This is a genomic window from Sporosarcina sp. P33, from assembly GCF_002077155.1.
Classification (GTDB): Bacteria; Bacillota; Bacilli; order Bacillales_A; family Planococcaceae; genus Sporosarcina.
The window spans coordinates 3,086,780-3,099,126 of the sequence record NZ_CP015027.1 but is presented as its reverse complement, the minus strand read 5'-3'; the positions used below and the strand labels follow the sequence as shown (position 1 = coordinate 3,099,126).

The window sequence follows — 12,347 nt, the reverse complement described above, 5'->3', positions numbered from 1 at the left end:
CTCCTTTCCATCAATCACAAAAGATGTGTAAACCAATTTTTTTGATCTGCGGCCTTGACCAGATCCATTTGCTCGTGGCGGTTATCGGATTAAAATAATATATCGCATTTTCGGAAGGATCCCAGCCATTGATCGCATCAATTACCGCTTCTTTTGCCCGTTCATTCGGCGTAAGCCAAATTTGTCCGTCTGCAACTGCCGTGAATGCGCCCGGCTGGAATATAACGCCGCCAATTGAATCCGGAAAATCCGGATGCTCGACACGATTCAATATGACTGCCGCAACTGCCACCTGTCCTTCATACGGTTCACCGCGCGCTTCACCGTACACAGCGTTTGCCAGTAAATTGATATCCTGATTGCTATATTTCGGCGGCGCCTGTATTTGTTTTTGAGCTTGTTTTTGCGGGGCACTGCCCTTTTTCACTTGCGATTCCAGCGACTGTCCGCCGTAATACGTAAATTGATTCCCTTTGGCTATTTGTCCTTTCACATATTTTTCATCATAGTCTGTAATTCCCTTCAGCTTTTTTTGCGTACCTTTTCCTGCAATCCCATCCAGCGGCAGACCGTATTGCTCTTGAAAATTACGCAATGCCCAGTACGTGCCGTATCCGAAATTGCCATCGATCTCACCATGATAAAAACCGATGTATTGCAGTCTTGCCTGCAGCTCAATCACGTCATCTCCTTTTGCGCCTTTCGCCAAATCACGGCCACTGAAAGCATCACTGTGACCCGCATAGAAAGAGAACATTAAAATGCCTGCCAATAGTACGAATAAGAAGCGTGAAGATACTCGCTTCATAAACATCCACCTCCAAAAAAATATGCTTCTTTGTAGTTTGTCCAATCTTCAGTATTTTATAAGACAAAAAATCCGTCTGATTGCTCAGACGGATTTTTTTGATTTTATTGAGTTTCTTTTTCTGAATTGCTGCACTGCAAAAGTATGGGCGTATTTCACCCGTGTCAGACCAAACCACCAAAGGAACAGCATGAAAGGTATCATCAGATACAGCCAATAATCATAGGAAAATAAAATTGAATTATATAATATGTGAAGCAAAAAAGGAGCAAAAAACGCCATTGCTATCCATTTCGTTTTTTCTGTGACATCTGAGAATTTCGCTTTACCAAAATAATAGCCCATTACAACGCCGAATAACGCATGACTGGAAACAGGCAATAACGCACGAATAAATGCAGTATCTAATCCGAATGTTAATAAATATAAAATATTCTCGACAGTGGCGAACCCAAGAGATACACTTGCGCCGTATAAGATCCCGTCATACGCATCTTCAAATTCTACCGTTTTGTATACCAGTATGAAAATAATTATCCATTTAAAAAACTCTTCCAAACTGCTTGAAAATATGGCATTACGAATAAATTCATTATGAAATACATGTTCTTCTTCAAAGACATGCTGAATAAATAATATCGGGAATGTCATGATCGCACCGTAAATGAACGCATGAAACAGCGTACGCGAAGGCTCTTTTGCAATTTGCTTGCGCAGATACAAATAACTGAAAAGTGCCAGCGCCGGTGCTATTGCAACTGTCAGCAAAATAAACATAGGCGCCTCCTCACGACGCTATTATACCATACTGTATAAAGCAACAGCCGCCTGATCACAGACGGCTGTTTTGTTCATAGATGCTGTTTGATGTGTTTGGCGATCATTCCGCCATGGAAACGTCCATTTTCAATGAATATTTCATTGGCATTATTGCCTGCAGCAATGACACCCGCGATAAATAGATTGTCAATATTTGTTTCCATCGTCTCTTCATTAAAGACAGGGCGTCCTGACACATCGTCGACTTCAATTCCTATTTTACGTAAAAAGTCATGATCCGGGTGATAGCCAATCATTGCAAAGACATAGTCACTCTCTAGGTCAAATATTTTCCCCTGCTGATCCACCGTCACTGCATCTTCCGTGATTTTCGTGACCGACGCATTGAAATACATATCAATATGGCCATTACGCACTAAACTGTCGAACCCGGGCAAGATCCATGGTTTCACACTTTTTGAATAAGAATCATTTCGATAAACGACCGAGACATGCGCGCCTGCACGCTGTAATTCCAATGCTGCATCGACAGCAGAATTTTTACCGCCGATCACTGTCACCTTTTTATTAAAATACGGGTGCGCTTCTTTAAAATAATGAAAGACTGTCGGTAAATTCTCACCTTCGACATGTAAACTGTTCGGCTGATCATAATATCCCGTAGCCACTACGACATATTTCGCATAATAAGCCGATTTATCTGTCGTCACAACGAATCGCCCGTCTTGCCTTCGGATATCCTCCACTCGTTCATGACTGTTGATTTGCAAATTTTCGATTTGGGCGACCGTTCTGTAATAGACTAGCGCATCGTTGCGCTTTGGTTTGTCTATAGCGGTGATAAACGGCGTCTTGCCAATCGATAATTTACTGCTCGAACTAAAAAATGTTTGGTGAGTCGGATAGTTGTAAATCGAATGAACGATATTCCCTTTTTCAATTACCACTGCCGACAGTCCAATATTTTGCAATTCAATTGCCGCAGACAAGCCGCAAGGGCCTCCGCCGACAATTATTGCATCTGCACAATTCATGACATCTACTCTCCTTATTTCTTACTGCCTAGTAGCGAATCTCCACTACATGGCATTCTGGTTTTGCACCCAGCCGCAGCGGCACCATAGTTGTTCCATAACCGTTACTGATTAATTTCGCGCTGTCCGCTGTTTTTTGGAAACAGCCAAGATCCTGCATTCCCCATGGCCCAAAACGTATTTGACCGCCGTGCGTATGCCCGGCAAGAGAAAGTGCCGGCTGCAGCTTTCCTTCAATCTTCCTGAGCAGCGAAGGATTATGGACTGCAAGTATCAGCTTTTCATATCCGGCTGCTGAGTCAGCCGCCTTATCAATTTCCACCGGGCCGTTGTTCGGGTCCTGGAGTCCGCATATCCCCCAGCGCGGATGATTCGGAATCGGTGCAGTGCTGTCGACCAAAACCGTACCGCCAGCCTTTTTTACCGCACGTAAAATATTCGGCACACCGACTTCCTGATCGTTGTTGCCGAAAATATAAAACAGCGGAGCAACAGCAGACAGCATGCGCATATTCCTTTCGACTCGTCCGACCGGCACGCCTTTTTCTGCCGCGTCCCCGCCCACTATGACTGCATCTATGGAACGTGTGCGCAACTCTTCGATCAGCCGCTCAGGCAGCCGGCGCCTATGGATGTCTGAAATAAAAAACACCTGCAATATGTTAGTTGCGGATGAATCAGCTGTCAGCGTATGTGTCAGCACACGGTTTCGATGGGCCAGTGTAAACATATAGGCCATCATGGCGACGGCTGACGAGAGAACCGATAAACCTGCAATGCGTACCTTTTTCATTAGACAGCTCCCATAGAAAAAAGCAAAGTGCATGCTTTGCTTTTCAGTAATAAAATTCATTTGTAGTATAGCAAGATTTCATGTAATTCCATAACCATTTCACTCGGTTTATGCAGCCGGGAAATAGCAGTCAGCTGTTGCGGGATGAAAGCCGACAGAGAGCTCGACTTTTTCAACGGGCACCTGATCCGGCACATCCGGGGAATAGAGATCGGACAGTACATACAACAAAATAACAATAGGAATTAATGTAAAAATCGCCAGGAAAATATTAATGATCTTCACCTGGCCGTATTTTTCCACTTTCTTTTTCTCGTGAAGTTCCGCACGTGAAGGGAGTTTATGAGCAGAAACTTTTTCTTTGATCTCTTTTCGATGCTGTTCAAAATCTGTTTTATACTGATTAGTTAACATAAATAATTTCTCCTTTACACCGCATAATGTCTGTTGCTATTATATGATGCAATTCGTTCCTTCATCCTTAAAAAGCGCGTACATTTATAAGCTTATCTTCTTCTATTATGCCGAATTTTGTCTTAAAAGTAAATACAGACTGCCTTCTTATCCCAATAAGCTGTGTAATCGTTCCCGCCACTGTAATGGTTCTGACACTTGTTTCGGCGGAGAATCCGGCATATTCAGCCAAGTGTCGTCCAAGTTCTGACAATTGGAACAGCAATCGGCTTCTGCGGGGAGAGCATTTTCGCCAAAAAATCTTACAAGTGTGTTCCGCAGACAATTTTCACTAGTAACGTAGCTCTCCATTTCGGCAATTTGTTTTTCCTTGTTTTGAAAAATCCGCTGAATTTGACAGACGACATTTTCTGTGTCGAATTCTTCGAAATAATAATCCAGCAAGCGGGCTGAGACTTCTGTTAACCCTGCTTGTTCAGCGGCCGCCTGCGCATCTGTGCCCGCTTGCATAAGCGAATGATAATAGCGGATTTGCTGTTCGTCCGGAAGATCGTCATAAACGATAAACTTTACTTTTTGGATGTCGCGTTCACTGTATAAAAGCGTAGCGGCGGCCTTTTTGCCATCACGTCCCGCACGGCCTACCTCCTGAATATATGCACTTGGCGCCGCCGGAATATGCTCATGAATGATTTGTCGAATATCGTCTTTATGGATGCCCATGCCAAATGCATTCGTCGCGCAAATCCACTCAAGCTCCCCTTGTACAAATTGTTCCTGTATGATGGACCGTTCATCCTGTTCTTTACCGCCGTGATAGCTCGCCGTTCGAATGCCTCGTTCTCTTATGGCTGCTGCCAGTTCATCTGCCCGCTTTCTGGAGGCTACATAGATAATTCCGGGACCGATTGTCGCAGAGAGCCGTTCAATGATCCACTCGGTCTTTGCCGCCTCTTTCTCCATATGTACGACACGGTATGAAATAGCCGGCCGATCAATCGGCTGACGTTCAATATGCGGTTGTCTCATCTGCAGATAGGATGTGATGTCTTCAATGACTTTTTCATTGGCGGTCGCCGTCAGCGCAAGAACAGGCGGCCGTGCCGCATCCGAAAACAGTTCCTTTAAACGTAAATAATCAGGACGAAAGTCAAACCCCCATTCCGAAATGCAGTGCGCTTCATCGACTACATAAAATGCAATGTGCAACTTCCTAACGAGCTGCTGAACCGCAGACTGCATCATCATTTCTGGCGATAAAAAGATAAATTTATATTGCCCTAGCGCCGCAAGAGCCATATCCTTTTCTTTCCTGGATAAAAAAGAGTTTATCGCAACGACACGCTTCTCTTTGTGCTTTCGTAAATTAGCGACCTGATCCTCCATTAGTGCGACGAGCGGAGAAATAATAACTACTGCACCTTCAAGCATATAGGCTGGTAATTGATAGCAAAGCGATTTCCCCATGCCTGTCGGAAAAATTGCCAGCGCATCCTTTCCGGCAAGTAATTCAGTAATGACCTCCCGCTGCCCAGGACGGAATGAATCATAGCCAAATCGCTGTTCAAGCACTTCCTGAAGTTTCATCAGCTATCTCTCCTTCCAATGATGACAATCAGCCGCAGCTGAAAATAAGAAAGCTCGGGACAGCGTTCTTTTAAAAGACGCAAACGCTTTGTCTGCAGCTGATCAATTTGCTGCCAGACTGCCTCGATCTGCTCATCCGTAACAAATTCCAAATAAGGGAAATCATATACGTTAGCAGCCATTTCAATAAAATGATCTTCTATTGTGCTCAATTTCAAGTGACGCAAGGAAGCTATTTGCTCTACCGAATAACCATGCTCAAACAGTTTCCTTGTTCTTTCGGCAGACTGTGTCAGATATGTATCCACTCTGCACCCGGCAGCCAGCTCCGTAAGTAATGGAAAATCTTCCTGCACCGAAATAAAATCAAGCACAATATGTAAGGCCTCCAGATAATAAAGCTGCACCGTCATGACGGGGAGTTTGAAACTTTCAGCCATCTGCTCCCATGTGTATGCAGTTACATGGTGTCCTGTCAGACGTCCGCTGACAATCGTGCACTGCAGCTCCGACAGCTTGGCGTCCGTCATCGACCGCTCCAATTCTGTACGTAAAGCTTCTGCCAGTGCGTTTATTGGAGCCGGCTGATTGCGTAAAAGCCCCTTAATGAACTGCTGGACAGGCAATTCTTTTTGAATTGGCATAAACATCGTTTCGCCGTTTCTCAGATTCGACAGCGTTTGCACTAAAAGTGCCAGCCGTCTGCCGAACTCTCTTTCACGCCCCCTGTAGTCCCAGCCATTAAACCGCCACAATTCACTTCCCGTCGCTATTTGTCCCTTCGCCGTCACATAAACAAGAATATCAATATACAGATACCCTTCTGACACAAGCCGCTCCACAGCCAGCTGAAAATCGCTTGCGGATAAGCCGGGCAGCAGTCCATAGTATGATTTAACTTGATAATATTCGACATCCTGCAACGTCTGGCCGGACCGTTTTCCGCGCAGAATATGAAAGACTCCTTGTGCGGAACGCTCGCCATGCATGCGCTGAAAGATCGTTAATAAGACAGAATCAAAACTCAAATGTGCTCACTCCTGAAGAAATAACGTTTTATTGTTGAAAAGTGATGAAAACAGCTTTAGAATAGAGTAGGTACAAAAAAGGTAGAGTGAATGGAAGAAGGGAGAAAGACAATGTCTAGCAAAAAGTATACGATTGTCGATCAGGATACATGCATAGCTTGCGGCGCTTGCGGGGCTGCTGCACCCGATATCTATGATTATGACGATGAGGGGATTGCATTTGTTATTTTAGATGATAACACGGGAAACACTGAAGTTCCAGAAGAACTGATGGAGGATCTTGAAGATGCGTTCGATGGCTGCCCTACGGATTCAATTAAAATTGCGGATGAGCCCTTCGAAGGCGATCCTTTAAAATATGAAGATTGATTCAATCCCAACAACACTTCCTGCTATTGGATGTGTTGTTTTTCTTTGACTGGATTAACCAGAGAGAATGCAAGCGGACATCGGCAGAGCATTGGTGCATCAGGAGATACGCGCTCTATGAAGCTGTATTGAATTTTTCTTGCGCGTCCATCCTTTGCTGCGATTTTCCGCTTTCCTTTACGCACAAAAACGCCAGTCTCTTTTTAATTCAAGGAGACTGGCGCTTATTTGTTTAGAACGATAATTTCTTTTGCTGCTGGAGAATCCACTTCTCCATGCTTCTATATAACATTAACGTGATGGCTAATAACATGGCACCCTTGACCAGGTTGAACGGCAGGATTCCTAATATGATCATCTGATACAGCGAGTCGCCAGTAACTGCTGGCATACCCAGGAAATATGTGTACATCGGCAAGAACACCAAGTAATTCAATGCGCTCATACCTACTGCCATTGCCACCGTACCGGCGATTAACCCTGCAGCCAGACCTTTAGCAGAACGATACTTCATAAAAATCCAGTAGATCGGCATAATGAACAATACACCTGTTGCAAAGTTTGCGATTTCACCTACCGGCACACCAGTCGGGCTTCCCTGCAAAAACCAGTGCATGATGTTTTTCAATAATTCCACGCCAATTCCTGCAGCCGGACCCATCGTCATGATTGCCATGACAGCCGGAATTTCACTGAAATCAATCTTTAAAAATCCGGGCATTGCCGGGATCGGGAAGTTGAACTGCATCAATACAGTCGAGATGCTCCCGAGAATTGCCACCAATATTAACTTGCGTAACTTCTTGTTATTCACTTGTTCCTCTCTCCTTTTGCGATTCACTTCAAAAGAGGAAAGGCTTGCTCATCCGTTGTTCTGCAAAAAATCCCTAAAGCAAAAATGCTTTAGGGAGAGTAAAATGCGCTTTTAATAACAGATAATATATAGATCATTATCCGTCAGAAATCAAGCACCACTTTTGCGTACACAAAAAGATGGCTGCACCTTCACCTTCTCCCATCCAGACTATACTGTCGGCTCCGGAATCTCACCAGAATCAGCTGTTAAGCTCGCGGGCTAAAAATAGAAAACTATTTCATTTCCGCCGGTCGGGAATCACACCCTGCCCCGAAGATGAATCAATATTTAATTATGAACCTATTATAGCGCAAAAAAACTGTTTTGTAAACTTCACAAGTCTGTAAAACAGAATTATTCGATAATTAGAGATTTAGGATTCGCTCCAACCGGCTTTTCCAGCGGCTGGGTAAAGTCAAAACCGTTCCATTGTTTCTGCACGATTTGATCAAATTCCACCCGCTTGTCAAAACTTGCTGCTGTAAGCAAAATCCCTTCTATCAGCTGCATTGCTTCTTCGGGCTGATACTTCTCTAGATCTAGTGTTTCCGTGAATTGCACCTTCACACGGCCGGATTCCTCTAATACGGAAAAATCCACGCCTTCAGGAATTACAGTAGCATATATATCATTTGGCGTTGTTTTCATTTCATTCAATGCTTCTGTCACTGTATGAAAAGATTTGCCGAAATCGGAAGACAGGACCGCTTCCCCGTCTGATTTCACGAACAGATAGTACGCCTGCCGGGACAGAGCACCCGTTAACTTGATAGGTTCTTTTATTTCTCCCACCTGATCAAACGTAATCGGTGATCCGTCTTCCTGCAGAAATTCCACCTCTTCAAATCCGTAAAATGTATCTTGCACAGACAAGTTCAGCATTTCAAGTGCCGCACTGGATACATCATAAGAATGTCCCTTCGCAAACTTCATCGTCATACGCAGACCATCTGACGATACCGCCGCATCATAGGGGTGATAATCTGAGAAGCCAAGTGATTCCTCATCTATTTTAGAAGCGTATGCATTGTATAGTGCAACAGCAGTCGGTGAAACTCCTATATCTTGACGAACTTGTTCATCTGGAATCAGGAATGTCACAGGAACGACCGTTGCCTGATCTGTAATAAGTCCGATGTGGAATGCTGTATGAGAAGCTGTGTCAGCGGGATAAACGGCATAATGCGGCGCTGGTCCCATTTTGGTGTACATGGATACATCTGCGGATTCACTAGACTCGGTTTCTTCTGCGCTCTCCATTTGATTGGTTTCGCCGGAATCTTCCGTCACTGCTTTATCCATCGATACTTCAGTGTTTTGCTGAAGGAAAACAGGCACCAGGATGGTGAGCAGCAGAATCGCTGCGGCAGCCGCAATGATCGGGGGCCAATTGAATGCAGACCTTTTTTTCTCCGGTTCTTTATTTTCGGCAAGTCTTGAATCATTCTTCAGCCGATGCAAAATCTCATCTTTAGTACGCTGATCTTCTACAACCGGCATATTATGTAATCGCTTTTTTATTTCATCTTCATTCCACTTATCCGCACTCATCTCATCACCCCTCCCTCATGGATTGTACTTCCAGTTTCTCCTTCAGCGATTTGATTGCCCGATGCTGGGTCGTTTTCACTTTGCTTTCGGTCCACTCCAGAATCTCTGCTGTTTCAGCAACTGTGAGATCCTGGAAGAACCGCATCAGGATGACCATTTTCTGATCCCCTGTACATGTGTCTAATGCTTTCAGCACTTGCCGCTGCTCATCATCCGCTTCCAGCAGCTGTTCCGGCAAACGTCCGGGCGCGGTCAATTGCTGTGTCTCCCAATCAAAATGAAGATTGGTATGTTTCTTGACTGTTGACTGTTTACGGAAGTAATCAATGGAAACATTCTTTGCAATCGCAAACAGCCAAGTTTTTTCAGAACTTTTCCCTTCAAACCGGCCATATGATTTAAGAACGCGCACATACACTTCATGCATCAAATCTTCCGCCACTTCCCGGTTGCGGGTTAAATATGTCAGGAAATTAAACACGTCACGGTTATAATCTTCATATAGCCGCTGAAAAACGGAATCATCCATTCAATCCCCTCGCTCTGTACTAGTAGTCGATTCAGCAAGGATAAAGTTTCAGTTCTTTGCTGAATCAAATGGAAGTGAACAAATGAAGATGGTTCCTGACTGTTCGCCGCGTGTCGCTAAAATAGATCCATTGTGCGCTTCCATAATGTTTTTTGCAATCGCCAAACCAAGCCCGGTCCCGCCTTTTCCTCTCGTCCTCGCTTTATCCGCCTTATAAAAACGTTCAAAAACGAATGGCAGATCTTTTTCAGGAATCCCTACGCCTGTATCAGCCACTGTAATATCGAGCATTCCACCGGTACGGAACACCCCTAGCGTAACAGCTCCTCCATCTGGTGTATGGCGGATGGCATTGTCGATCAAATTGGTCAGAACTTGTTCCATACGGTCTTCGTCAGCGGTCACGAGAAGTGCTTCTGACTCTTCAGTCTGTAAAGATAAGGTGACTTGTGCGTCTTTGGCTACTTGTGAAAATTTCGTCACCATGCGGTCGAGGAATTCCACAATCGGCAAAGGTTCTTTATACAGCTGAATATGTCCTGACTCCATTCTGGCCAGACTCAGCAAATCGGTTACGAGACGGCTCATACGTTTTGATTCGTCATGAATAATCTGAACCATTTCCATACGCTCTTCCTCACTGCTCACCACATTATCGATAATCGCTTCACTGTATCCCTGCAGCATCGAAATTGGCGTGCGCAGTTCATGCGAAACGTTCGCGATGAAATCAGAACGCAGCTTATCCAGTTTACGCTGCTCCGTCATATCACGGAACACAGCAACTGCTCCGCGGATACTGCTCTCACTGTACAGCGGGCTGATAGAGATCACATAAAACTGTCCGCCTAATTCCAGTTCATCCTCCACTTCCTCGTCAAATGAAATAGCATGTTCAAGCATATGGAACACTTCTTTTGGCAATGGATGTTCCTTTTTCTCGTTATAGCCGTACCATTTTTTCAGCAGCAGTTCTGCTTGAGGGTTTTTAAGCAGGATAGAATAGTCTTGATTAAATGTCACAACCGCGTCTGTCATCGACGTCAAGATGCTCGACAACTGTTCTTTCTCCTGCTTGATCAATTCCATATTATATTTTAGTTGACGTCCCATCTGGTTAAAAGCGGTTGCCAGCTGACCTATTTCATCTTTTTGCATGACCGGCAAATGCGTATCAAAGTTCCCTTTTGATAATTCAAAAGCGGCCTGCTTCATTTTACGCAGCGGCAGTGTTATACGTGTGGATAGGAAAAAAGCAAAAAATGTTGTCAGAAGAAATGCGATAAACGCAGAAAGGAATACAATATTCGTTGTACTTTTAGTCGTCCTGTGAACAGCATCCAAACTTTGGTACATGAGCACACTTGCCTGTTGGCCAGATGCCTGTTCATACGGATAAGAAAGAATTAAAAACTGCTCCATGACATCCGCTTCAGTCAGAGAAGGCAGTATCATTTCCTTCATTTTTTGCTTGCCGGTTTCAGGCGAATCAAATAAGCCTTTTTCCGAAAGAAGCTTTTCTTCAATCTCTTGTTTGCTGCTTGATGTGTGGAATGAATAAAGAACGTCTCCCCTTGGGTCTACCACAAGAGCATTAGTTTCCGCATCAAGAATATCTTCTATAATCTGATGTACAGAATCGGTCTTCTGTCCGCTTTGGTCGTTGACAATTTTGCTGATGGTGGCAGCTTCTCTCTGCAATGACTCTTCTGCTTGTTTCGTATGGAAGTTATCCAGAAACTCCAGCAGGAACAGTGTGACGATAAACAAGACAAAGGAAACGAGAAGCAATATGGTGGCCCATAGCTTCCCGACAATTGAATTCCATATTCTCATCATTCGTTCGGAACCTCAAACTTATACCCGACACCCCAGACAGTGACGATCATCTTTGCCGCTTTTTCAGACACACGGCTCAATTTCTCACGCAGACGTTTTACATGTGTATCGACTGTCCGCAAATCTCCGAAAAATTCGTAATGCCATACCTCTTTCAGCAATTGTTCACGGTCAAATACTTTGTCTGGTGACTTTGCAAGGAAATACAGCAATTCATATTCTTTTGGCGTCAAATTGACTTCCTTGCCTTCTGCCGTTACGCGGTGTGCATCGTGATCAATTGTTAGCTGCGGAAATACGACCAGATCTTTCGACGTCGTATTGGATGATACATTAGGAAATGAAACGGAGCGTCTTAGCATCGCTTTCACACGCAGCACGACTTCCCTCGGACTGAACGGTTTGACAATATAATCGTCTGCACCGCTCTCGAATCCGCCTACACGATCTGCCTCTTCCCCTTTCGCGGTCAAAAGAATGACAGGCGTCATCAGCTTATTCTCACGCAATTCCGCCAGCACTTCCAAACCGTCTTTCTCCGGCATCATGACATCGAGCAAAATACAGTCATATTGTTCAGTGAATGCTTTTTCAAGAGCCTCTGCTCCATCAACTGCCTCGTCAATTTCATAGCCTTCTCTGGATAAATACATATTTAACAGACGGCGGATACGATCCTCATCATCCACCACTAATAACTTCACGGTTTCTTCCACAAAACATTGCCCCTTTCGACATACTTCTGTCTCCATTGTACAA

At 44.4% G+C, this 12,347-nt stretch carries 13 protein-coding genes and 1 riboswitch; of the genes, 1 reads left to right on the top strand and 12 read right to left on the bottom strand.

Annotated elements, in window-relative coordinates:
* Positions 1 to 10: 10 nt before the first annotated feature.
* The 7 genes from sleB to SporoP33_RS15085 all read right to left on the bottom strand — a co-directional run bounded on the left by sleB (position 11) and on the right by SporoP33_RS15085 (position 6,444).
* Positions 11 to 808, bottom strand: a complete 798-nt coding sequence (gene sleB, locus SporoP33_RS15115) for a spore cortex-lytic enzyme (protein WP_081244502.1) — start codon at positions 806 to 808, stop codon at positions 11 to 13.
* Between the two features lie 84 nt (positions 809 to 892).
* Positions 893 to 1,585, bottom strand: coding sequence for a glutamic-type intramembrane protease PrsW (gene prsW, locus SporoP33_RS15110; RefSeq protein ID WP_081244501.1), 693 nt, complete (start codon positions 1,583 to 1,585; stop codon positions 893 to 895).
* Positions 1,586 to 1,659: 74 nt separating this feature from the next.
* On the bottom strand, positions 1,660 to 2,622 hold the full coding sequence (locus SporoP33_RS15105) for a YpdA family putative bacillithiol disulfide reductase (RefSeq protein WP_081244500.1): 963 nt from the start codon (positions 2,620 to 2,622) through the stop codon (positions 1,660 to 1,662).
* Between the two features lie 28 nt (positions 2,623 to 2,650).
* Positions 2,651 to 3,415, bottom strand: a complete 765-nt coding sequence (locus tag SporoP33_RS15100; protein ID WP_196796812.1) for a metallophosphoesterase — start codon at positions 3,413 to 3,415, stop codon at positions 2,651 to 2,653.
* A 108-nt stretch (positions 3,416 to 3,523) separates the two neighbouring features.
* Positions 3,524 to 3,829 (bottom strand): hypothetical protein, encoded by a 306-nt coding sequence (locus SporoP33_RS15095; RefSeq protein WP_081244498.1) that lies wholly within the window; start codon positions 3,827 to 3,829, stop codon positions 3,524 to 3,526.
* 147 nt (positions 3,830 to 3,976) lie between these two features.
* A complete protein-coding gene (locus SporoP33_RS15090; protein ID WP_081244497.1) occupies positions 3,977 to 5,416 on the bottom strand; it encodes a RecQ family ATP-dependent DNA helicase in 1,440 nt (479 codons plus the stop codon).
* Positions 5,416 to 6,444, bottom strand: a complete 1,029-nt coding sequence (locus tag SporoP33_RS15085; RefSeq protein ID WP_081244496.1) for a YpbB family protein — start codon at positions 6,442 to 6,444, stop codon at positions 5,416 to 5,418. Before SporoP33_RS15085 ends, SporoP33_RS15090 begins: the two co-directional genes overlap by 1 nt.
* A gap of 111 nt (positions 6,445 to 6,555) precedes the next feature.
* On the opposite strand from SporoP33_RS15085, the gene SporoP33_RS15080 reads away from it, so the two are divergent.
* A complete protein-coding gene (locus SporoP33_RS15080; protein WP_081244890.1) occupies positions 6,556 to 6,813 on the top strand; it encodes a ferredoxin in 258 nt (85 codons plus the stop codon).
* A gap of 232 nt (positions 6,814 to 7,045) precedes the next feature.
* On the opposite strand, the gene SporoP33_RS15075 is transcribed toward SporoP33_RS15080, so the two are convergent.
* The 5 genes from SporoP33_RS15075 to SporoP33_RS15055 form a co-directional block, all read right to left on the bottom strand.
* Complete coding sequence (locus tag SporoP33_RS15075) at positions 7,046 to 7,627, bottom strand: ECF transporter S component (protein ID WP_081244495.1); 582 nt, start codon at positions 7,625 to 7,627, stop codon at positions 7,046 to 7,048.
* A gap of 189 nt (positions 7,628 to 7,816) precedes the next feature.
* A riboswitch (FMN riboswitch) is annotated at positions 7,817 to 7,951 on the bottom strand.
* Positions 7,952 to 8,023: 72 nt separating this feature from the next.
* Positions 8,024 to 9,220 carry a GerMN domain-containing protein gene (locus SporoP33_RS15070; protein ID WP_081244494.1) on the bottom strand — a complete coding sequence of 399 codons (1,197 nt, stop codon included), beginning with the start codon at positions 9,218 to 9,220 and terminating at the stop codon, positions 8,024 to 8,026.
* Positions 9,221 to 9,224: 4 nt separating this feature from the next.
* Positions 9,225 to 9,749 (bottom strand): sigma-70 family RNA polymerase sigma factor, encoded by a 525-nt coding sequence (locus tag SporoP33_RS15065; RefSeq protein ID WP_081244493.1) that lies wholly within the window; start codon positions 9,747 to 9,749, stop codon positions 9,225 to 9,227.
* 48 nt (positions 9,750 to 9,797) lie between these two features.
* The gene (locus tag SporoP33_RS15060) at positions 9,798 to 11,588 is read right to left on the bottom strand and encodes an ATP-binding protein (RefSeq protein ID WP_081244492.1); all 1,791 of its coding nucleotides are present in this window, start codon (positions 11,586 to 11,588) and stop codon (positions 9,798 to 9,800) included.
* Entirely contained in the window at positions 11,585 to 12,304 is a 720-nt protein-coding gene (locus SporoP33_RS15055) for a response regulator transcription factor (RefSeq protein WP_081244491.1), read from the bottom strand. The genes SporoP33_RS15060 and SporoP33_RS15055 overlap by 4 nt, the downstream gene beginning before the upstream one ends.
* Positions 12,305 to 12,347 lie beyond the last annotated feature (43 nt).

Excerpts from the sequence above, each read along its gene's own strand:
- SporoP33_RS15100 (WP_196796812.1), bottom strand. The coding sequence starts at position 3,415 with ATGAAAAAGGTACGCATTGCAGGTTTATCGGTTCTCTCGTCAGCCGTC.
- SporoP33_RS15105 (WP_081244500.1), bottom strand. The coding sequence starts at position 2,622 with ATGAATTGTGCAGATGCAATAATTGTCGGCGGAGGCCCTTGCGGCTTG.
- SporoP33_RS15090 (WP_081244497.1), bottom strand. The coding sequence starts at position 5,416 with ATGAAACTTCAGGAAGTGCTTGAACAGCGATTTGGCTATGATTCATTC.
- SporoP33_RS15065 (WP_081244493.1), bottom strand. The coding sequence starts at position 9,749 with ATGGATGATTCCGTTTTTCAGCGGCTATATGAAGATTATAACCGTGAC.
- SporoP33_RS15070 (WP_081244494.1), bottom strand. The coding sequence starts at position 9,220 with ATGAGTGCGGATAAGTGGAATGAAGATGAAATAAAAAAGCGATTACAT.
- sleB (WP_081244502.1), bottom strand. The coding sequence starts at position 808 with ATGAAGCGAGTATCTTCACGCTTCTTATTCGTACTATTGGCAGGCATT.
- SporoP33_RS15095 (WP_081244498.1), bottom strand. The coding sequence starts at position 3,829 with ATGTTAACTAATCAGTATAAAACAGATTTTGAACAGCATCGAAAAGAG.
- SporoP33_RS15080 (WP_081244890.1), top strand. The coding sequence starts at position 6,556 with ATGTCTAGCAAAAAGTATACGATTGTCGATCAGGATACATGCATAGCT.
- SporoP33_RS15060 (WP_081244492.1), bottom strand. The coding sequence starts at position 11,588 with ATGATGAGAATATGGAATTCAATTGTCGGGAAGCTATGGGCCACCATA.
- prsW (WP_081244501.1), bottom strand. The coding sequence starts at position 1,585 with ATGTTTATTTTGCTGACAGTTGCAATAGCACCGGCGCTGGCACTTTTC.